Source organism: Camelimonas abortus (assembly GCF_042432745.1).
Taxonomy (GTDB): domain Bacteria; phylum Pseudomonadota; class Alphaproteobacteria; order Rhizobiales; family Beijerinckiaceae; genus Camelimonas; species Camelimonas abortus.
Map to the genome: position 1 here is coordinate 1,707,683 of NZ_JBHLWR010000006.1, position 20,100 is coordinate 1,727,782.

15 protein-coding genes are annotated in these 20,100 nt (G+C 72.3%); 6 read left to right on the top strand and 9 right to left on the bottom strand.

Translation table 11 applies throughout. From position 1 onward, the window contains the following. Nucleotides 1–48 precede the first annotated feature (48 nt). The gene (locus tag ACFFJB_RS09730; protein ID WP_376831053.1) at nucleotides 49–1,953 is read left to right on the top strand and encodes a monovalent cation:proton antiporter-2 (CPA2) family protein; all 1,905 of its coding nucleotides are present in this window, start codon (nucleotides 49–51) and stop codon (nucleotides 1,951–1,953) included. Between the two features lie 147 nt (nucleotides 1,954–2,100). Here ACFFJB_RS09730 and purD read toward each other — a convergent pair whose 3' ends face one another. From purD to ACFFJB_RS09745, 3 genes are all read right to left on the bottom strand, one after another. Beyond that, nucleotides 2,101–3,396: a phosphoribosylamine--glycine ligase gene (gene purD / locus ACFFJB_RS09735; RefSeq protein ID WP_376832629.1), complete on the bottom strand. Its 1,296-nt coding sequence runs from the start codon at nucleotides 3,394–3,396 to the stop codon at nucleotides 2,101–2,103. Nucleotides 3,397–3,478: 82 nt separating this feature from the next. Further along, nucleotides 3,479–4,216, bottom strand: coding sequence for a thioredoxin domain-containing protein (locus ACFFJB_RS09740; protein WP_376831055.1), 738 nt, complete (start codon nucleotides 4,214–4,216; stop codon nucleotides 3,479–3,481). Between the two features lie 146 nt (nucleotides 4,217–4,362). Next, nucleotides 4,363–5,493: a M20/M25/M40 family metallo-hydrolase gene (locus ACFFJB_RS09745; RefSeq protein WP_376831057.1), complete on the bottom strand. Its 1,131-nt coding sequence runs from the start codon at nucleotides 5,491–5,493 to the stop codon at nucleotides 4,363–4,365. A gap of 191 nt (nucleotides 5,494–5,684) precedes the next feature. On the opposite strand from ACFFJB_RS09745, the gene ACFFJB_RS09750 reads away from it, so the two are divergent. Together ACFFJB_RS09750 and ACFFJB_RS09755 are read left to right on the top strand one after the other, a co-directional pair. Next, complete coding sequence (locus tag ACFFJB_RS09750) at nucleotides 5,685–6,224, top strand: TRAP transporter small permease subunit (RefSeq protein WP_376831058.1); 540 nt, start codon at nucleotides 5,685–5,687, stop codon at nucleotides 6,222–6,224. 43 nt (nucleotides 6,225–6,267) lie between these two features. Continuing rightward, nucleotides 6,268–7,719, top strand: coding sequence for a TRAP transporter large permease (locus ACFFJB_RS09755; RefSeq protein WP_376831060.1), 1,452 nt, complete (start codon nucleotides 6,268–6,270; stop codon nucleotides 7,717–7,719). 412 nt (nucleotides 7,720–8,131) lie between these two features. Here ACFFJB_RS09755 and ACFFJB_RS09760 read toward each other — a convergent pair whose 3' ends face one another. After that, entirely contained in the window at nucleotides 8,132–8,338 is a 207-nt protein-coding gene (locus ACFFJB_RS09760; protein WP_376831062.1) for a SlyX family protein, read from the bottom strand. Nucleotides 8,339–8,675: 337 nt separating this feature from the next. Here ACFFJB_RS09760 and ACFFJB_RS09765 point away from each other — a divergent pair, with 337 nt between their 5' ends. Further along, entirely contained in the window at nucleotides 8,676–9,281 is a 606-nt protein-coding gene (locus ACFFJB_RS09765) for a methylated-DNA--[protein]-cysteine S-methyltransferase (protein WP_376831064.1), read from the top strand. Nucleotides 9,282–9,384: 103 nt separating this feature from the next. Here ACFFJB_RS09765 and ACFFJB_RS09770 read toward each other — a convergent pair whose 3' ends face one another. From ACFFJB_RS09770 to serA, 4 genes are all read right to left on the bottom strand, one after another. Beyond that, nucleotides 9,385–10,611, bottom strand: coding sequence for an HAD-IIIA family hydrolase (locus tag ACFFJB_RS09770; RefSeq protein WP_376831066.1), 1,227 nt, complete (start codon nucleotides 10,609–10,611; stop codon nucleotides 9,385–9,387). Continuing rightward, on the bottom strand, nucleotides 10,593–11,189 hold the full coding sequence (locus ACFFJB_RS09775; protein WP_376831068.1) for a D-sedoheptulose-7-phosphate isomerase: 597 nt from the start codon (nucleotides 11,187–11,189) through the stop codon (nucleotides 10,593–10,595). The genes ACFFJB_RS09770 and ACFFJB_RS09775 overlap by 19 nt, the downstream gene beginning before the upstream one ends. Before the next feature lie 87 nt (nucleotides 11,190–11,276). After that, nucleotides 11,277–15,113 carry a glycosyltransferase gene (locus tag ACFFJB_RS09780; protein ID WP_376831070.1) on the bottom strand — a complete coding sequence of 1,279 codons (3,837 nt, stop codon included), beginning with the start codon at nucleotides 15,111–15,113 and terminating at the stop codon, nucleotides 11,277–11,279. A 281-nt stretch (nucleotides 15,114–15,394) separates the two neighbouring features. Next, nucleotides 15,395–16,633 (bottom strand): phosphoglycerate dehydrogenase, encoded by a 1,239-nt coding sequence (gene serA, locus ACFFJB_RS09785; RefSeq protein ID WP_376831072.1) that lies wholly within the window; start codon nucleotides 16,631–16,633, stop codon nucleotides 15,395–15,397. Nucleotides 16,634–16,992: 359 nt separating this feature from the next. On the opposite strand from serA, the gene xseA reads away from it, so the two are divergent. Both xseA and ACFFJB_RS09795 read left to right on the top strand, forming a co-directional pair. After that, entirely contained in the window at nucleotides 16,993–18,570 is a 1,578-nt protein-coding gene (gene xseA, locus ACFFJB_RS09790; protein ID WP_376831074.1) for an exodeoxyribonuclease VII large subunit, read from the top strand. Nucleotides 18,571–18,658: 88 nt separating this feature from the next. Then, nucleotides 18,659–18,898 carry a DUF2093 domain-containing protein gene (locus ACFFJB_RS09795; RefSeq protein ID WP_376831076.1) on the top strand — a complete coding sequence of 80 codons (240 nt, stop codon included), beginning with the start codon at nucleotides 18,659–18,661 and terminating at the stop codon, nucleotides 18,896–18,898. Between the two features lie 115 nt (nucleotides 18,899–19,013). Here ACFFJB_RS09795 and lpxK read toward each other — a convergent pair whose 3' ends face one another. Continuing rightward, nucleotides 19,014–20,060, bottom strand: coding sequence for a tetraacyldisaccharide 4'-kinase (lpxK, locus tag ACFFJB_RS09800; protein WP_376831078.1), 1,047 nt, complete (start codon nucleotides 20,058–20,060; stop codon nucleotides 19,014–19,016). Nucleotides 20,061–20,100: the final 40 nt, after the last annotated feature.

Consider the following 20,100-nt stretch of genomic DNA (forward strand, 5'->3'; position numbering starts at 1 on the left):
GGCGTCCGGGCGCAACCCCGGCGCCCGCCGTCCGCCGCCGGGGAACGCATGACTGACGCCGCCACCCACATCAGCCTCGTCAAGCCGGTGCTCGTGTTCTGCGCCGCCGCCGCCGTGGCGGTGCCGCTGTTCCGGCGCATCGGCCTCGGCGCCATCATCGGCTATCTCGTGGCCGGCGTCGCCATCGGGCCCTGGGGCCTGCAGCTGGTGTCGGAGGCCGAATCCATACGCGGCGTGGCCGAATTCGGCGTGGTGCTGCTGCTGTTCATCATCGGGCTGGAGCTGAAGCTCTCCAGCCTGTGGTCCATGCGGCGCGACATCTTCGGCCTTGGCGGCGCGCAGCTGCTGCTGTGCGGCGCGGCGCTGGCGGGCGGGACGCTGCTGGCCGGCTACGGTCCCAAGGAATCGGTCGTCGCCGGCATGGCGCTGGGGCTCTCGGCCACGGCCATCGCCCTCGGCATTCTCGGCGAGCGCGGCGAAACCCGCTCCCCCTATGGCCAGCGCGCCTTCGCGGTGCTGCTGTTCCAGGACCTGTCCATCGTGCCGATCCTGGCCATCGTGCCGCTGATGGCCAACGTCACCGCCGCCGGGCCGGAGCCGCTGTCGCAGCAGCTGGCCGACGTGGGCATGGCGGCGGGCACCATCGTCGCCATCGTGCTGGCCGGCCGTTACCTGCTGAACCCCATCTTCGCCATTCTGGCGGCGAGCGGCGCGCGCGAGGTGATGACCGCCGCGGCGCTTCTGGTGGCGCTGGGCGCGGCGGTGCTGATGGAGGCGGTGGGCCTCTCCATGGCCATGGGCGCGTTCCTCGCCGGCGTGCTGCTGGCGGAGTCGAACTTCCGCCACCAGCTGGAGGCGGACATCGAGCCGTTCCGCGGCCTGCTGCTCGGCCTGTTCTTCATGAGCGTGGGCATGTCCATCAATCTCGGCCTGGTGGCCGCCCACGCCCTCGCCCTCGCGCTCGCCGCCATGGCCATGGTGGCGCTGAAGATCGCCATCGTCTCCGGCATCGCCCGCGTCTCCGGCTCGTCGTGGACGGACGCGCTGCGCATCGGCGCGCTGCTGGCCACCGCCGGCGAGTTCGCCTTCGTGCTGTTCCCCACTGCCGAGGAATACGGCCTGCTCACCGCCGACCATTCCCAGATGCTGGTGTCGCTGGCGGCGCTGTCGATGATGCTGGCGCCCATCGCCGCCCGGGCGATCGACGCCGTGCTGTTCCGGCGCGCGGGAGAGGCGGAGACCACGCCCGACGACGCGCCCGAGGCCGCCGGCGAGGGCGCGGAGGGCGGCGTCATCGTCATTGGTTTCGGCCGTTTCGGCCAGGTGGTGAACCAGGTGCTTCTGGCCGCCGGCGCGGACGTGACGGTGATCGACCACAACATCGCCCGCATCCGCGAGGCGGGGCGCTTCGGCTTCCGCGTCTATTACGGCGACGGCGCCCGGCTTGACGTGCTGCACGCCGCCGGCGCCGCCCGGGCGGCGGTGATCTGCATCTGCATCGACCACGCGCCCACCGCCACCTTCATCGCCGGGCTGGCGCACGAGCACTTCCCGCAGGCGCGCACCATCGTGCGCGCCATCAACCGGCCGCACGCCATCGAGCTGATGCAGCTTCCGGTGGACTACCAGGTGCGCGACACCTTCCATTCGGCGCTGGAGCTGGGCCGGGCGACGCTGGAGACGCTCGGCGTGACGCCGGCGCAGGCGCGCGAGCTGCAGGAGGACGTGCGCAAGCGCGACATCGCCCGCCTGGAGCTGCAGAAGGAGAGCGGCGCCATGGGCGGGGCCGAACTGCTGCACGGCGCGGCGGTGCGCCCCGAGCCGCTGCTGAAGCCGCGTCGCCAGGCCCGCGGCCTCGACGCCGCCAGCCGCGGCCTGCTGGAGCCGGCGACCGGCGAGAGCGCGTCCGACGCGCTCATCAGCGACGCCCCCCGCCATCCGCTGAGCATCTGAAATTGCGTCGCGCCCTCCCCTGCCGGCGGACAGGCCGGCGGGCGCCGGCGCGGCCCCTGGCCCCGCGGGACCAGTCCCGGATGACGGAAAAGGCCGCCGGAGCGCTCCGGCGGCCTTTTCATTTCCTTTCCGGCCGGGGCGCGGACGTCAGCCCTGCCGCGCCTTCGCCTCGCGCGCCACGGCGCGATGGCCGATGTCGCGGCGGCAGAAACCGCCGGGCCAGACGATGCGGTCCACGGCGGCGTAGGCGCGGCGCTGCGCCTCGGTGACGCTGGGGCCGCGGGCGGTCACCGCCAGCACGCGGCCGCCGCTGGCGGTGAGCGCGCCGTCAACGAGCCTGGTGCCGGCGTGGAACACCACCGCGCCGTCGCCGGCGGCCTCCTCGACGCCGCGGATCACCGAGCCGGCCTTCACCGGACCGGGATAGCCGTCCGAGGCCATCACCACGGTCAGCGCCGCCTCCGGCGACCACGCCACCTGCTCCGGCGCCAGCTGGTCAAGCCGGCCGTCGATGGCGGCCAGCATCACCTGCACCAGGTCGCCCTGGAAGCGCAGCATCAGCACCTGGCATTCGGGATCGCCGAAGCGGGCGTTGTATTCGATCAGCTTCGGCCCTTCGCTGGTGATGATCACGCCGGCGTAGAGCACGCCCACATAAGGGGTTCCGCGCGCCGCCATGCCGGCGACGGTGGGGGCGATGATGCGCTCCATCACCTGGCGGCGCACCTCGTCGGTCACCACCGGCGCGGGGGAGTAGGCGCCCATGCCGCCGGTGTTGGGGCCGCGGTCGCCGTCGAACACGCGCTTGTGGTCCTGGGCGTCGCCGAAGGGAATGAAGGTCCTGCCGTCGCTGATGGCGAAGACGCTGGCCTCCTCGCCCACCATGAACTCCTCGATCACCACCGAGGCGCCGGCCTCGCCGAGACCGCCGCCGAACATCATGTCCAGCGCCTCCTCCGCCTGGGGCACGGTTTCGGCCACCACCACGCCCTTGCCGGCGGCAAGACCGTCGGCCTTGATGACGATGGGCGCGCCGTGGCGGCGCACATGGGCCCGCGCCGCCTCCAGACTGTCAAAACGCGCGAAGGCCGCGGTGGGAATGCCGAACTCGGCGCACAGCTCCTTGGTGAAGCCCTTTGAGCCCTCCAGCTGCGCCGCCGCCTTCGACGGTCCGAACACGCGGATGCCGGCGGCGGCGAGATCGTCGGCGATGCCGGCCACCAGCGGCGCCTCCGGCCCCACCACCACGAGGCCGACGTTCCTGCTGCGGCAGAACTCCGCCACAGCGGCGTGATCGCTCACGTCGAGCGCGACGTTCTCGCCGGCCGACGCCGTGCCGGGGTTGCCTGGGGCGACGTAAAGCCTGTCGCACGAGGGTGAAGCGGCCAGCTTCCACGCCAGCGCATGTTCGCGACCGCCAGAGCCAATAAGCAGGATATTGATGGGCATGTTCATGCGCGGGCTTATAGAGCAAATCCGCGCCCGCTGGATAGCGGCGAGAGCGCCGCGCGCCGCCGCCTCCCGCTCATTCGCACGCCGGCTCGTCGCAGCGGCGCATGGCCGCCACCATCCGCCGCAGCGTCTCGCGCCCCGGATAGCCCTGCACCGCCACCCCGCCGATGACGAACGACGGCGTCGCCGCCAGCCCCAGCGCCCGCGCCAGGCGCATCTGCGCCTCCAGCGCGGCGGCAGTGGCCGGGTCGCGGGCCATGCGCTCCACGTCCGCCATGGTGACGCGCGCGCCGGCCGGGGCGACGGCGCTCACCCGCCCGTCGATCGCCACCCGCGCCGCCGCCAGCGCCGCGGCGCCGTCCGCCCGGCGCCGGCGCGAATACATGGCGCGGTAGAAGTCATAGGCCACCTGCGGGCCCATCAGCCGGGTCAGGGCCAGCTCCACCTTCGCCGCCTCGACCGACGCCGCCGACAGCACCGGATTGTTCATGAAGCCGATGCGCACGTCGTCGGCCTCCGCCAGCAGGGCGTGCAGGTCCTGCGCCGCCGCCTGGCACCACGGACAGTTGTAGTCATGGACCTCGACGAAGGTCACCGTGGGCTGGGCCGCGCCAGTCCACACGATGCCCGGCAGGCTGTCCAGCTCCTGGGTCAGCTCCACCGGCAGGCGCATGTTGGGCAGCTTCGCGCCGGAGGCGTCCTTCAGGTCGAACCACTGGCTGGGCCCCCCGGCCACGGCCCGGCCGGCCAGAATGGCGGTCAGCGCGCCGGCTCCGGCCGCCAGCGCCGCACGTCGGTCAATCATGGACATGACGGTATTCCTGCCTGCGCCTGGCTCCCTGACCGGACGCAGGACACCGATCGGCGATCATTGCGGCGCCGGCAAGGCGCCCCCGGGGGCCGGCCGGCGGCGGGGCCGCCGCCCCTGACGCGCCTCCCGCGGCGCGGCTGGCCGCCTCACTGCAGCGTGGCCAGCAGGCCGGCGAACAGCCGGCCGCGGCTGGCGAGCGAGCTCACCAGGATGTGCTCGTTCAGCGTGTGGGCGCCGGCGCCGAGCGCCCCGAGCCCGTCCAGGGTCGGCACGCCGAGGGCGCCGGTGAAATTGCCGTCAGAGCCGCCGCCCTGGCTGGCGTGGGGCAGGTCGAAGCCGAGGTCCGCGGCGATGGCCCTGGCCCGTTCGTACAGCGCCATGGTCCCCGCGTCCGGCTCCCACACCGGGCGGGTGACGCCGCGGGTCACGGTGAAGCGCACGCCGTCGCGCTCGCCCTCCAGCGCCAGCATGGCGGCGACGCCGGCGTCGAGATCCTTCTGCCGGCGCGCCATGCTCAGCGCCTCGGCGGTGCAGACGCTGGGCACGCAGTTGACCCACTGTCCGCCGTTGATGACGCCGACGCTGAAGGTGCAGTCGGCGGTGGTCATGGCCTCGATGGCGAGAATCTGGCGGGCCATTTCGCGAATGGCCGAGCGGCCGGCGGAAAGCTGCGCCCCGGCGTGGCTGGGCCGTCCCTCCGCCCGCAGGTTGAAGCGGGCGATGGCGTAACGGCCGGTGACCACGCCGTTGTCCGTGAGCGAGGGCTCGGGCACCAGCACGTAGCGGTTGCGCAGGGCCTCCTGCTCGATGAGCTCGCGGGCGGAGGGGGTGCCCACCTCCTCGTCCGGCGTGAACAGCACCGTCACCGGCAGCGGCGTCTGGACGCCGGCGCGGGCCAGCTGGCGCAGGGCCTCCAGGGCGAGATAGTTGCCGCTCTTCATGTCCATGACGCCAGGGCCGAAGCATTTGTCGCCCTCGCGCCGCACCGGCAGGCGCTCCAGCGTCCCCACCGGATGCACGGTGTCGAAGTGGCCGCAGATCAGGACGCCCGGCTCGCCGGCGCGCGGATGCGGCAGGCGGGCGCGCACGCAGCCGGCGAAGCCCATGCGGCCGGGAATGCGTTCGATGACGGCGCCCATGGCGGCGAGGTCGATGCTGGCCAGGTCCAGCATGCGGTTCACCGCGGCGGCGTCATGGGTGGGACTCTCGCACAGCACCCAGGGAATCAGCCCCTGGAGCATGGCTTCCGCGTCGAAAGGCAGGGCGGCGAAATTCACGGCGTTCCTCCCCGGGGCTGCGGCGCGCCGCGCCGCCCGCCGGCGCGGCGCGCTCCGGCGGGCCGTCGCGCAGGACGCCCGACTGGCCCCGTCATTGTCTCCGGCCGCCGCAGGGCAGGCCGGACACCTGACGATAGTCTTAGTTACGGCGGAAATGAAATCCGTTACTTCCATAATACAGGGAGGAAAGCATGCAGCTGTTGTTGGGGTTCAGCCGCAGCGTCGACGGCGTGAGCCGCTGGCTCGGCCGGCTGTCCAGCGTGCTGGTTCTCGTCACCGTGCTGGTGAGCGCGGGCAACGCCGGGGTCCGCTACCTGTTCCATTACAGCTCCAACGGCCTGCTGGAGTTCCAGTGGTATTTCTTCGGCGCCATGGTGATGCTGGGCGCGTCATGGACGCTGGCCTGCAACGGACACGTGCGCGTGGACGTAATCTACGGAACGGTGTCCGACCGGGCCCGGCTGTTGATCGACATCACCGGCCTCACCGTCTTCCTGCTGCCGGTCACGGTTTTCCTCACCATCATCTGCTGGCGCTATTTCCTGGTCTCATGGCAGTCCCAGGAACACTCCCTGAACGCCGGCGGCCTGGTGCTGTGGCCGGCCAAACTGCTGCTGCCGCTCGGGTTCTTCATGCTCGTGCTGCAGGGGCTGAGCGAACTCATCAAGCGCGTGGCGGCGCTGCGCGGCCTCATCGTCCTCGACAGCAAATACGCAAAACCCCTGCAGTGACGGGACGGACGGGAGGGTCCGGCGCGCGGGAGAGGCGGACCGGATGTTCGAGTACGGCGTTTTCCCGCCCCTGATGTTCTTCGGCATGATCTGCTTCATGCTGGCCGGCTTTCCGGTCGCCTTTACGCTGGCGGCGGTGGGGCTGGCCTTCGGGATGCTCGGCGTGTGGACCGGCCATTTCAACGCCGACTTTCTTTCCGCGCTGCCGCTGCGTTTTTTCGGCGTCATCTCCAACGACCTGCTGCTGGCGATCCCGTTCTTCACCTATATGGGCGCCATTCTGGAGCGCTGCGGCCTCGCCGAAGACCTGCTTGAGGGCACGGGCAAGCTGTTCGGCGGCGTGCCCGGCGGCCTCGCCTTCGCGGTGATCGTGGTGGGCGCCATCCTCGGCGCCATCACCGGCGCGGTGGCCGCATCGGTGATCGCCATGGGCGTGATCTCGCTGCCGGTGATGATGCGCCATGGCTACGACATGCGCCTCGCCACCGGCGTCATCGCCGCCTCGGGCACCATCACGCAGCTCATTCCGCCGTCGCTGGTGCTGGTGGTGCTGGCCGACCAGCTCGGCCGCTCGGTGGGAGACATGTATCTGGGCGCCATCGGCCCGTCGCTGCTGCAGGTGCTCATCTTCCTCCTCTACGTGGCGGTGCTGGCGCTGCTGCGGCCCAACGCCATGCCGCCGCTGCCGCCGGAGGCGCGCGGCGAGCTGGACTGGCGGCTGGCGGGGCGCGTGCTGTGGGGCATGATCCCCTCGGTGGCGCTGATTTTCCTGGTGCTGGGCACGATTTTCCTTGGACTGGCCACGCCGACGGAGGCGGGCGCCATGGGCGCCGTGGGCGCGCTGGCGCTGGCGGCGCTGCACCGGCGCCTCACCTGGAGGCTGTGCTGGGAGGGCATGGAGAACACCATGCGCATCACCGCAATGGTGGTGTTCATCCTCATCGGCTCCACCTGCTTCAGCCTGGTGTTCCAGGGCATGGACGGCGGCCGCTGGATCGAGCACATGCTCTCGCACCTGCCCGGCGGCCAGACCGGTTTCCTGATCTTCGTCAACATCTTCATTTTCCTGCTGTCGTTCTTTCTCGACTTCTTCGAGATCGCCTTCATCGTCATTCCGCTGCTGGCGCCGGCGGCGGCCAGGCTGGACATCAACCTGATCTGGTTCGGCGTGCTGATCTGCGTGAACATGCAGACCAGCTTCATGCACCCGCCCTTCGGCTTCGCGCTGTTTTACCTGCGCGGCGTCGCCCCGCGGGAGGTGAAGAGCGCCGACATTTACTGGGGCGCCGCGCCCTGGGTGATCATGCAGCTGATCCTGGTGGCCATCGTCATCTTCTGGCCTTCGTCCGTGACCTACTGGCTGGGGGAGGTGAAGCTGATCGACGACAGTGCGGTGGAGCAGCAGTTCCGCAGTCTTGGCGGCGGGCAGGACACGCCGGCCGCCCCCGGCGGCTTCGGCGGCCAGGACGACCCGCCGCCGCTGAAATTCGATTAGGCGCAGGGCCTGCGGCCGCCAGCACGCCCGTCGCCGCCTTTCTCTCGCCCGCCCCTTCCCCGGTCATGCCCGGGCCGGCCGCAAGGGTCCTTTACACGGCCCGGCCGCGGCGACGCGGCGCCCTCCCATGGACGCCCGCGTCATGCCCCGCCATGACGCGGGAAATCGGGGAGCGCGAAACCGGAACAGGAAAAGCGGGAGAGGGAAAGGTAAAGGCGGCGGGCAGGAACGGCCGCGCGCGGACCGGACGCCCGGCGACGCCGCACGGCGACGACACGGCGAACGCGGAACAGGGAAACCCCGCCGGAGGGGACGCAGCCGCCGCGCCGGCGGCGGATCAACGCCTGGCGCGCAGGCCGGGCCGCCGCGCCGGGCCCGCGTGCCCGCCCCGGCCCCGCCGCCCGGGCGGACCTCACCAGTGCGGCGGGCGGGTCACCGGCGCCTCGGGCGCAAGCTGCTCCTCCAGCGCCAGCAGGCGCCGCGTCAGGGCGTCCACCTTGCGCGTGAGCTGGTCGATGTCATGCCAGTGGCCGGCGACCACCTGGGACAGCTCCTCGATGGTCTTCTCCTGCTCGGCGACGCGAATCTCGAGCTCGGTGATGCGCTGCGCGTCCGTCATGGGAAATCCTCCTGCAAGCCGGCGCCACTCTTTCGGGCATACCCTGAAACGCGCCGCGGCTCCAGCCTGTCGCGCCAGGGCGACGGGCCGCCGCGCCCGGCCGTTCCGGCGGGGTCCGGCCCGGCGAAGCGCGGCCGGCGCGGAAGCGACGGCCGGGTCAGGCCGCCCCGCGGGCCGCCGTCGCGCCGCCTCTGGCCATGGCGGCGCCGCGCTGTCATAGTCGGCGGCGGACGCACCCGCCGCGGCCGCCATGCCCCGGCGACGCGTCCGGTCAACGGCAGGGCGCGCCGGCCGCACGCCGCGGAGCCGGCGCCAGCCCGCGCAACAGGAGCACGCCATGACCGGAAATCCGTCCCGCCAGCCCGCGCGGCTGGTCCTGTCCCGTTTCCCTGCCCCAGCCGGCGTCATCCTGCTGGCGAGCGATGAAAACGGCGTGCTGCGCGCCCTCGACTGGGAGGGATATGAAGCGCGCATGCAGCGGCTGCTGCGCCGCCACTATCCGGCGCTGCGCCCCGCGGAAGGCCAGGCCCCCGCCGCCATCGCCGACGCGCTCGACGCCTATTTTTCCGGCGAGCTCGCGGCGCTGGACGCCGTGCCCGTCGCCACCAGCGGCACGCCGTTCCAGCAGCGGGTATGGGCGGCGCTGCGCCAGATTCCGCCGGGCGAAACCCGCAGCTACGCGGAGCTGGCCACGATGGCCGGCGCCACGCCGCGGGCCGTGCGCGCCGTCGGCCAGGCCAATGGCGCCAACCCCATCGGCGTCGTGGTTCCCTGCCACCGGGTGATCGCCAGCGACGGCAGCCTCGGCGGCTACGCCGCGGGCCTGGCGCGCAAGCGCTGGCTGCTCACCCACGAAGGCGCCGCCTTCCGCGACCACGACGCGCCCGTGGCCCTGCCGCTGTTCGCCATGGCCACGGCGGCGGGCGTTCCGGCGCCGGCCTGAGACGCGCCGCCCGCGCCGGCCGGCGAAGCGCCCGCAAAAAAGCAGGCCGGCGCGGCGGACTGCGCGGCGCGCACGCCGGGCGGGGTGACGCTCGCCGCCGGGCTCAGCCTGCGAGCCTGTCCCGCACCAGCTCCAGCAGCGATCCGCCGGTATAAAGGGCCGTGGCCACGCCGGCGGCGGCGCCCGCCTGCATGTCGCTTTCCCTGTCGCCGACCATCAGGCTGCGGTCGCGATCCACCGGCCACTGCGCCATCAGGTCCAGCAGCATGCCGGGCTCCGGCTTGCGCCGGCGGCAGGCGTGGCTGAAGGCGGCCACCGTTCCCTCCGGGTGATGCGGGCACCATTCGATGGCGTCGATATGGGCGCCGATTTCGAACAGCGAGCGCTGCATGGCGCGGTGAAACGCCAGCACCGCAGCCCCGTCGTAATAGCCGCGCGCCACCCCCGCCTGATTGGTGACCACGAAGACGAAATAGCCGTGGTCATTGGCCCAGCGGATGGCCTCGCGCGCGCCGGAGTTCCACTGCAGGTCCCCGGGACGGTGGGTGTAGCCGGCGTCGACGTTGAGCGTGCCGTCGCGGTCGAGGAACAGCGCCGGGCGGGTGCGCGCCCGCTGCAGGCCCCGCTCCGCCGCGGCGAAGGTTTCCGGAACGCCGATGTCGATGAAAAACCGCCCCGGCTGCGCCGCGTGGGCGACCACCGCGCCGGCGCTGGCCAGACCGGGCAGCACGTCCTTCTCCAGCGACGCGGCGCCGCGGGCCGGCAGCGCGTCGACGACGGAGCGGTCGATGATGTAGACGCCCGCGTTGATCAGCCCCGGCCGGCCGCTGGCGCCTGCGGTCTTCTCGGCGAAGGCCACGACCATGCCGTCCGCCGCGGTGACGCTGCCGTAACGGCCGGCGTCGTCCACGTGCTGCAGCAGCAGCGCCGCCTTCACCTGGGGGCGGGCGCGCCGCCGCGCCTCCCAGTCCGCCATGAAGCGGGTGAGGTCGGCGTCGATCCACGAATCGCCGTTGAGCAGCATGAACGTGGGATCGAGCGCATTGCGGGCGAAGCGCAGCGCGCCGCCGGTGCCGAGGGGCTCCGGCTCGACCAGCACCGCAATGTCGGCGCCGTAGCGGCGCGCGCCGTGATAGGCGGCGGCCACCTGCTCGCCGAAGCGTCCGGCCAGCAGCAGGATGCGCTCCACGCCGAAACGGGCCGTTTCCTGGATCAGGTGCTCAAGGAAGGGGCGGCCCGCCACCGGCAGCATGGGCTTGGGAGTCGAAGCGGTGAGCTCGCCAAGCCGCGTGCCGAGGCCGCCGCACAGGATTACCGCCTGGGCGAGCAAAGCGTGTTCTCCACGATGGCGCAGATCAGGTGGCCGATGGCGATGTGGGCCTCCTGGATGTGGTTGGTGCGCTCATGGGGGACGCGGATCATCAGGTCGGCGACGGCCTCCATGCGGCCGCCGCTGGCGCCGGTGAGGCCGATGGCGTAAACGCCCATTTCCCTGGCGCAGGCGAAGGCCTTCACCACATTGGCGCTGTTGCCGCTGGTCGACATGCCGAACAGCACGTCCCCGGCCCTGCCGACGCCGCGCAGCTGGCGGGCGAACACGTCGTCATAGCCGTAGTCGTTGCCGATGGCGGTGAGCGCCGAGGTGTCGACGGTGAGTGAGAGCGCCGCCATGGGCTCGCGATCAAACAGGAAGCGGCCCATGAGCTCGGCGGCGAGGTGCTGGGCGTCGGCGGCCGAGCCGCCGTTGCCGCAGAAGATAACCTTGTTGCCGTTGCGCAGCGCCGTCATCCAGGCCTCTGCGGCCCGGGAAATCTCCGGCGCGAGCGCGTCCAGCAGCCCCATGAGCCGCTGCGTCTCGGCGAAATATTCGCGGATGAACGCCGTCTGGCGGTTGGCCGGATCCGTCACTGTCGTCCCTTCATCGTGTCCGCCGCCGGTCTCGCGAACGAAGCCGGACGGGCGCCCTCTCCTGTCGCCACGGCCCGCGCGGCGGACTCACTCCGTCCTGACGCGCGCGAACATGGCCGCCATGGCCGCCTGGGCCGCGGCCAGGAAACTGTCGTACCTGCGCCGGCTGGTTTCGGCCAGCTCCGCGAGGCGCGCCGGATCGTCCCGCAGGGCGAACAGCGTCTGCGCCAGGGCGTCGAGATCCTTGTGGCCGTGCAGGGGATGCCCCGTCTCGATGCCCTTGGCGCCCCAGGCGGTGGTCACCAGCGGCATGCCGTAGGCCATGGCCTGCACGGTCTTCACATTGATGCCCGTGCCCATGGTGACCGGCGACGCCACCAGATCGACGCTGCGATAGAAGTCGCCGATGTCTTCAACGAAACCGCACATGGTCACCCACGGCCGCGCGAACAGCGCCTGATCCGCCGCCGGCAGGTCGCGGACCATGTTCTTGACCTGGCCGGCGATCCGCACCGAGAACGGCGGCCCCCCGGCGCCGGCGCGCCGCTCCACCGCCTTCAGGAAATCCAGGGTGATGGCGAGATTGATGCGGTTGGCGCTGGCCACGAGCCCCACGACGTCGAGCTTCGTGAACGGGCGCTCGACATAGCGCGCGTCCTCCACGTGCGGGATGACGATGGCGCTGTTCCGTCCGGTGACGGCGTTGAAATAGTCCGCCTCCTCCTGCCGGCGGGCCACCACGATGTCCGCGCGGCGCAGATAGGCGCCCTCCTCCTCCGGCGTACAGGAGAAAAACTCCAGCTTCTGGTTGTTGCGCCGCAGCATCTCGTAGCGGTCGCCCATCTTGTCGTGGGTGTCGATGACCTTGAGGATGTGCGCCGGCACGTATTCCAGCAGCCGCGACTGGAACACGTAGGAGCAGAACACGACGTCGATGTCGTACTTGCGGCACAGCAGCTGGATGCGCTCGCCGGTGCCCTCCTGGTACCAGCCGTCGAAGGGCACGTTTTCGTCGTGGGCGTTAAACGGACAGGAGTTTGGCAGCAGGTCAAGGCTGTCCCACGCCGCCTTCATCTGCTCCAGGTCGGTGGCCGAGTACATGCCGCTCTCCAGCAGCACGAAATGAACCTTGTGGCCCATGGCCTGGAAACGGCGGGCGAACGACTGGATGGTCGCCTGGTTGCCGTGGCTGTCCGGATGCGAAGGAAACGGGCTGAAGTAGAGCACGTTCAGCCGGCCGCTCCGGCGACGCGCGACAGCCGGCGCCGGAGGCCGGCGTTCGGCGTGAGCGGCCGCCACCAGCGGCTCGACGCCGGCCGGCAGGTGATCCCGGACGAACTCCTCGCGCCATTTTTCCAACAGTTTCACGCCATTCACGCGAGACATCCGGCGTGGGGCCGACGCCTGATCCGCCGCGTAGGAGCCATGCTCGAAGTGGATGACGCGCGACGCGGGCGCGCAAACCACCATATGGCCCCGCGCCCGCGCCGCCATGGCGAGATCGGAGTCCTCGCAATAGGCGGGAGCGTAACGCTCGTCGAAGCCGCCGACCTCATCCCAGAAGGAGCGGCGGACGAGCATGGCGGCGCCCGTGACGTAATCCGTCTCCCGCACCCCCTGCCAGAACGGACCGGCGGGATGGGCGCCGCGGCCGACAGGCGTCGCCGAGCCGTCCGAATGCAGGACCGCGCCGCAATCCTGAATCGTCCCGTCCGGGTAGAGCAGCAGCGAGCCGGCGATGGCGACCCGCCCGTCCTCCATGGCCGCCATCAGCGGCTCCAGCCAGCCAGGCAGCGCCACCGTGTCGTTGTTGAGGAACAGCAGGCGCCTGCCGCGGGCGGTCGCAGCCGCCTTGCGGCAGTTGCGCAGGAAGCCGACGCTGCTGTCGTTGCGCGTCACGCGCAGACCGGGGAAAAGCGTCTGCGCCTGAACGGTTTCGTCACTGGAGGCGTCGTCGGCCAGAATGACCTCGTAGCTCCCGGCGAAATCACGCAGCGCCTGCTGCGCCGAGACGAGACAGTTCCGGGTCAGCCGCCACTGGTTATGGACCGGAATGATGATGGAGACGTCCACGACGTCGCCGTCAAACGTCCGGAACCCGGCCGGGTCCGGCGCCTGCGCCGCGATCCAGCCGGCGTAGAGGCGCGGCGGCAGCACATGCGCCTCGTCCAGCAGACGCGCGAGCGCGCGCAGGTTCGCCTCCGCCCCGAATTTCCGCGCCACGAGGGCGCGGCCGCTGGCGGAAAGCCGGCGCCACAGCTCCGGGTCGCGGTATGCCTGGATCACCGCCTCCGCGAACGCGCCAGGATAGTCGGCCACCAGCGCGTCCTCCCCGGGGCGGATGTCCATGCCCTCGGCGGCGATGGCCGTGCAGACGGTGGCGACGCCCGCGCCCATGGCCATGGCGACCTTGCCCTTGATGCCGGCGCCATAAAGCAGCGGGGCGACGGCGACGCGAAAGCCCGCCAGCGCCGGCGCCAGATCTTCAACATAGCCGACGAATTTCACGCCCGGCCGTTCGCCGAGGGCGCGCACGCTCTCCGGCGCCTCGGCGCCAAGAATGTGGAACGTCGCCTCCGGCAGGGCGGCGCGCACCCGCGGCCACACCTCATCCACGAACCAGCGCACGGCGTCCACGTTGGGCGCGTGGGCGTAGCCGCCGAGAAAGAAGATGTCGGCGCGGGCGCCGAACGGCGGCGGGTCCTGCGCAACATCGCCATACAGCGCCGGGAACACGGAGATGCGGTCGGCGCCCACATGCGCGGAGACGTAAGGCGCTTCGGCCGGACTCACCAGCGCGACATGATCGGCGGCCTGCATCATGGCCAGTTCGCGCCTGGCCGTCGCCTCCGCATGTCCGAGCTGCTCCGGACTGCCGGAGAGCTCCGCGCCGCGCCGCTCCCGCAGGAAGGCGAGATCGGGCGCGTGGAAAATGACCCGCGCGTCCGGCGCATGCATGCGGACATAAGGCAGGATGGCTTCCGCCGTCTCGATGCGGATCAGGTAGAACGCGCCGAAATCGCCGCCATGGGCCAGAAGAAAGGCGCGCACGTCCGGATAGCCGTCCCGGGCGGTGACGACCCTGGCTCCGGCGGCTTCGAGCATGTTCCGGCTGGCGGGGTTCTCCGCCATGTCGAGCGGGCAGAAAACCACCTCGAAGCCGAGCCTCGCCAGGTCCCTGACCAGACCGGCGGTCGCCCTTTCGCCAGCGGAGACGTCCGGACGCGGCAGCCGGAAATCGGAGACGAAGATACGGCCGGCGCGGGCGGGATCGGTGATGAGCGGAACGTCGGTCCGGCTGGCGCGGGCGGCCAGCGTGGCATCCATAAAGGCGCGGATATACGGATCGCGCCGGTCGGCGCCGTTGCGCAGCCGGGCGGCGAGATCCGGCCTGAACAGTCCGGTCGCCGCCGCCGCCCAGCGCATGCCCTGGACAAGCAGGCGGGCTTTCAGCGGCACCCGCCCCAGATTTTCCCACGCGCGCAGCGCGAGGTCATCCACGGGCCGGCCGATGGCCGCCAGCGCGTCGCGCCGGAACTGCTCCGGCTGGTTATGGATGAACGAGCGGCGCAGTTGCAGCACCCGGTTCTCGTCCATCGTGTCCTGAAGCAGCAGCTGCAGCCTGCGGACCTGGCGCTTGGCGAAGCGCAGGAACGGGCGGTGCGGCCGGGCGTAGGTCGCCACCAGCTCGTCAACCAGCCGCGCGTGCGACGCGGCCAGCAGGGCGTTGTCACGCTGCAGACGCCGGACGAGCTCCTCCTGCCGCGCGAGCAGACCCTGCAGCTCCACCGCCATCTCCGTCGCGACGCTCTCCTCCCCCGCCCCGGACGCCGGAACGCCTGCGGCGACGCGCTCCCCCGCGTCCGCTCCCGTTACGCCGGAAGCCTCATCCGTCGACGGCGCCCGCGGTGTCTCGCTGCTCATGCTTTCGCCCATCCCCCTGCCCCGGACATCGACGTTCTCGCGACGCCGGCGTCCGAAAATCTGGCGATCCTGACTGGACCGTCTCTTTGGCCTGACCGGCACGCCCGTTCAAGCGGTAATGTCCGGCCGGCCCCGCCGCGCACGGGCGGCGGCTCGCGCGGACCGCGCCGCGCCGCAGGCGGGCGGCCGGCGCAATCCTGTTTCCGGTGCGGGGCGGCGCGGGTCACTGGCGGAAAACGCCCCTGCCCGCGGCGCGGGCGGGCGACCGCGGCGGCTGCGGCTCAGTACAGCAGGCGCGCGCGGATGGTTCCCTCGATGGCGCGCAGGTCGGCCACCGCGGCGGCGGCGCGCTCGCGGCCGCCCTCCACGTCCAGCACCACATAGCCGATGTCGCCGGCGGTCTGCAGGTACTGGGCGCTCACGTTGAGCCCGTGGCGCGAGAACGTCTCGTTGATGCGCAGCATCACGCCCGGAACGTTGCGGTGCACGTGAATGAAGCGCGCGCCATGCGGCGTGGTCGGCAGCTGCACCTGCGGGAAATTCACCGCGCCGATGGTGGAGCCGACGTCGGAATATTCCACCAGCTTGCGCGCCACCTCGGCGCCGATGCGCTCCTGCGCCTCCTGGGTCGAGCCGCCGATGTGCGGCGTCAGGATGACGTTGGGCAACCCCTGCAGCGGCGAAACGAACGGCTCGCGGTTGGAGCCCGGCTCCACCGGGAACACGTCGATGGCCGCTCCGGCGAGATGGCCGTCACGCAGGGCGGCGGCGAGGGCCTCAATGTCCACCACCTTGCCGCGGGCGTTGTTGATGAGATAGGCGCCCTTCTTCATGGCGCGGATCTCGGCCTCGCCGATCATGCCGCGCGTCACCGGCGTGTCCGGCACGTGCAGCGACACCACGTCGCTCTGCTCCAGCAGCGCGCGCAGCGTCTCCACCGGCTCGGTGTTGCCGTAACGCAGCCGGTCGGTCTGGTCGTAGTAGATCACCCGCATGCCCAGCGCCTCGGCGAGCTGCGACAGCTGGCTGCCGATGTTGCCGTAGCCGACGATGCCCAGGGTCTTGCCGCGCACCTCGAAGCTGCCGGCGGCGGACTTGTCCCACCGGCCGGCGTGGGCGGCGCGCGACCGCTCGGGAATGCGCCGCATCAGCATGATGATCTCGCCGATGGTCAGCTCGGCCACCGAGCGCGTGTTGGAGAACGGGGCGTTGAACACCGGAACGCCGCGCGCCGCGGCGGCCGGCAGGTTCACCTGGTTGGTGCCCACCGAGAAGCAGCCGATGGCGATGAGCCGCGGCGCGGCGTTGATGACCTCGGCGGTGAGCTGGGTGCGCGACCGCACGCCCACCATGCGCACCCCCTCCAGGGCCTTGCGCAGGTCCTCGCCGTCCAGGGCGCCGCTGAGGCGCTCGACGTTGGTGTAGCCGGCCGCGCGGAACAGCTCGACGGCGGTGTCGCTGATCCCCTCCAGCAACAGGACGCGAATCTTGTCTTTGGAAAGGGACAGTTGTCGTGACATCGGCATGTCTCTTGTCTGTGACGGAGCGACGCGCCGGCGGACGCCGCGCGCCTGTTTTCCGGTTCCGGATCCTTGTCCGGCAATACGGCCGGAGCGGGGCCGGAGCGCGACCCGCAGTCCCGGCGGGGGAGCGGACGCGCCCCGCTCATTATCACTTCGGGGCGCAAAAAGCCTGCACATTTACGCGAAGCCCGGCGTGGCGGGCGTCATGGCAGGGCTTCGCGCGCCGCATGCCGCCCGCAACGCCGGCCCCCAAATGCCGGCCCTCATGCCGGCGCGACGCCGCACGCTCCCGCCCGTCCCCTGGCCGGCGGCGGCGGCGACTGGCGGGCGCGGCGCCGCCGCCTTACAATGGCGCCATGGCCCCTTCCCGCAAGTCACGCAGCCGCGCCGCCGGCGACGGCGCGCTTCCCGACACGCCGCTGTTCGCCGGCACCGGCGCAGAAACCGCGCCCGCCGCAGAAGGCGACGCCGCCAGCGCCGCCTCCAACGCCCATGAGTGGACCGTCTCCGCCCTCTCCGGGGCGCTGAAGCGCACGCTGGAGGACCAGTTCGGCCATGTGCGGCTGCGCGGCGAGGTCAGCGGCTATCGCGGCCCCCACTCCTCCGGCCACTGCTATTTCGCCCTGAAGGACGACGGCGCCCGCATCGACGCGGTGATCTGGCGGACAGTTTTCGCCCGCCTGCGCGTGCGCCCCGAGGAGGGCATGGAGGTGATCGCCACCGGGCGGATCACCACTTTTCCCGGCCAGTCGAAATACCAGATCGTGGTGGAGCATCTGGAGCCGGCCGGCGCCGGCGCGCTCATGGCGCTGCTGGAGGAGCGCCGCCGGCGCCTCGCCGCCGAGGGGCTGTTCGACGAGGCCCGCAAGCGGCCGCTGCCGTTCCTGCCGCGGGTGATCGGCGTCATCACCTCGCCCACCGGCGCGGTGATTCGCGACATCCTGCACCGGCTGGCGGACCGGTTTCCGCGCCGGGTCATCGTCTGGCCGGTGCGGGTGCAGGGCGAAACCAGCGCCGCCGAGGTGGCTGCCGCCATCGCCGGCTTCAACGCCCTGCCGGAAGGGGCGCCGGACGCGCCGCTGCCGCGGCCGGACGTGCTGGTGGTGGCCCGCGGCGGCGGCTCGCTGGAGGACCTGTGGAGCTTCAATGACGAGGCGGTGGTGCGCGCCGCCGCCGCCAGCGCCATTCCGCTGGTCTCGGCCGTGGGCCACGAAACCGACTGGACGCTGATCGACCACGCCGCCGACCTGCGCGCGCCCACCCCCACCGCCGCCGCGGAGAAAATCGTGCCGGTGCGGCTGGAGCTGCTGGCGCAGCTCGCCGACCTGTCACGGCGCCAGACCGGAGCCATGGCGCGGCTCTCCCGCCAGCGGGCGGAGACGCTGCGCGCCCTCGCCCGCGCCCTGCCGCGCGGCCATGCGGCGCTGGAAGGGCCGCGCCAGCGGCTTGATCTGGCCGCCGCGCGCCTGCAGGCGGCGCAGCGCCGGCGCACGGAGACGGCGGCGCGCCGTCTGGCGCAGCTCGGCGGCGCGCTGGCGCGCCATTCGCCCTGGGCGGAGCTGCGCGCCCGCCGCGCCCGTTTCGACGCCTGCGCCGGCCGCGTCGCCGCCGCCTGGAGCCTCGCCGCCCGCCAGCGCCGGAACCGGCTGGAGATGCTGGACCAGATGCTGCGGACCCTGAGCTATCACGGCGTGCTGGCGCGCGGTTTCGCGCTGGTGCGCACGGCCGCGGGCGCGCCGGTGCGCTCGGCCGCCGGCGCGCCGCCCGGAACCCGGCTGGAGCTGCAGTTCGCCGACGGCGCGGTCAGGGCGCTGGCCACGCGCGATGACGGCGCGGCGCCGGAGGAGCCGCGCGGCGCCCCGGCGGGCGGGCGCCGGCGCGCGTCAAAACGCCGGACCGGCGGCGACGATGACATGCTGACGCTGGACCTGTAATAACGCCAGTAACCGCGCCGCCCCGGCCGGCGACGGCGGGACCGCGCAACACCGTTTTCGCCCGCCAGTGGGCGAGGAGCCTGAACGCATGACCAGATTCGACGCCGCACAGACCGAAGCGAAGCTGCACTATGAATCTGGCGACTACCGCGTCATCCGCGCCGGCGATTTCGTGCGCTGCGCCATCTCCGGCCGGCCGATCCCGCTGGACGAGCTGCGCTACTGGAGCGCGGAGCGCCAGGAAGCCTATTACTCCCCGGCCGAGGTGCTGAAGGCCCACGGCTACCGGCTCGGCGGCCGGAAAGAGGACGGCGGCCAGCCGGCGTAAGCCGCCGCGGGGCCCCTTCCCCGGGCCCCGCGCCAGACCGCCCGTCAGGAGGCGGCCGCGTTGCGGCGTCGCCGCCTGGCCCGGCTGGGCGCCGCAGGGCCCCGCGCGGCGCGGATCAGGAGGCCGTCGCAGGCCTGGGCCCAGCGACCAGCGCGCCGGCCAGCAGCGCGTCCACCTCCGCCACGTCGGCGAACTGCAGCGTCACCGGCAGCACGGTCATCTGCGCCAGCAGCGGCCGCAGCGCCGCGTCCGCCGCCATGCGCGCCGCGTCCTTGGCGGTGGTGACCAGCCGCAGCCCGCGGCGCGCCGCCTCCTCCACCAGCGGCGCGATCTCCGCCACGGTGAAGGGGTGGTGATCGCCGAAGGCGGCGAGCCGCGCCACCTCCGCCCCGGTTTCCTCGAGCGTCGCCACGAACTTGCCCGGCCGGCCGATGCCGGCCAGCGCCAGCACCCGCGCCCCGCCCAGCGCCGCCGCCACGTCCGGGTCTGGCGCGAGGCGCGCCCGCAGCACGGTCTTGCCCAGCAGGCGGGCCATGTCGGCCATGGCTTCGCCCGGCGGCCCCTCGCCCACCACCAGCGCCGCATGCACATGCGGCCACTGCGCGGCCAGCGGCGCCCGCAGCGGTCCGGCCGGAACCACCCGGCCGTTGCCGGCGCCCACGGCGCCGTCGATCACGGCGATGGCCAGATCCTTGACGATGGCGGGATTCTGCAGCCCGTCGTCCAGCACCGCCACGTCGGCGCCGTCGGCGCGGGCGGCCCTTGCGCCGGCCAGCCGGTCGCGGGCGACGAAGGTGGGCGCGACGGCGGCGAGCAGCATGGGCTCGTCGCCGGCCTCGCGGGCGGTGTGCGCGGCCGGATCGACGCGCGTCGCGCCGGAGCGGCGCGAGAGGCTTCCGCCGTGGCCGCGGGTGAGAAAGGCCGGCCGCGCCCCCAGCGCCGCCAGCCGCGCGGCGATGGCGAGAGCAGCGGGCGTCTTGCCGGCGCCGCCGGCGACGAAATTGCCGACGCAGATCACCGGCAGCGGGGCCCGCGCGCCGCGGCGCGCCATGCGCAGCGCGGTGAGCGCGCCATACGCCGCCGCCGCCGGGGCCAGCGCCGCCATCAGCGCCCGCGCCGGCGCGGCCGGTTTCGCGCTCCACCAGAACCCGGGTGTCCGCATCTGGCCGTTCTCCGCCCGTTCAGCCCTGCAGGAAGGCGCG

What these genes read in the sequence shown, in the direction of transcription:
- ACFFJB_RS09730 (WP_376831053.1), top strand. Translation starts at nt 49, where the DNA reads ATGACTGACGCCGCCACCCACATCAGCCTCGTCAAGCCGGTGCTCGTG.
- ACFFJB_RS09740 (WP_376831055.1), bottom strand. Translation starts at nt 4,216, where the DNA reads ATGTCCATGATTGACCGACGTGCGGCGCTGGCGGCCGGAGCCGGCGCG.
- ACFFJB_RS09750 (WP_376831058.1), top strand. Translation starts at nt 5,685, where the DNA reads ATGCAGCTGTTGTTGGGGTTCAGCCGCAGCGTCGACGGCGTGAGCCGC.
- ACFFJB_RS09755 (WP_376831060.1), top strand. Translation starts at nt 6,268, where the DNA reads ATGTTCGAGTACGGCGTTTTCCCGCCCCTGATGTTCTTCGGCATGATC.
- ACFFJB_RS09760 (WP_376831062.1), bottom strand. Translation starts at nt 8,338, where the DNA reads ATGACGGACGCGCAGCGCATCACCGAGCTCGAGATTCGCGTCGCCGAG.
- ACFFJB_RS09765 (WP_376831064.1), top strand. Translation starts at nt 8,676, where the DNA reads ATGACCGGAAATCCGTCCCGCCAGCCCGCGCGGCTGGTCCTGTCCCGT.
- ACFFJB_RS09780 (WP_376831070.1), bottom strand. Translation starts at nt 15,113, where the DNA reads ATGAGCAGCGAGACACCGCGGGCGCCGTCGACGGATGAGGCTTCCGGC.
- serA (WP_376831072.1), bottom strand. Translation starts at nt 16,633, where the DNA reads ATGTCACGACAACTGTCCCTTTCCAAAGACAAGATTCGCGTCCTGTTG.
- xseA (WP_376831074.1), top strand. Translation starts at nt 16,993, where the DNA reads ATGGCCCCTTCCCGCAAGTCACGCAGCCGCGCCGCCGGCGACGGCGCG.
- ACFFJB_RS09795 (WP_376831076.1), top strand. Translation starts at nt 18,659, where the DNA reads ATGACCAGATTCGACGCCGCACAGACCGAAGCGAAGCTGCACTATGAA.
- lpxK (WP_376831078.1), bottom strand. Translation starts at nt 20,060, where the DNA reads ATGCGGACACCCGGGTTCTGGTGGAGCGCGAAACCGGCCGCGCCGGCG.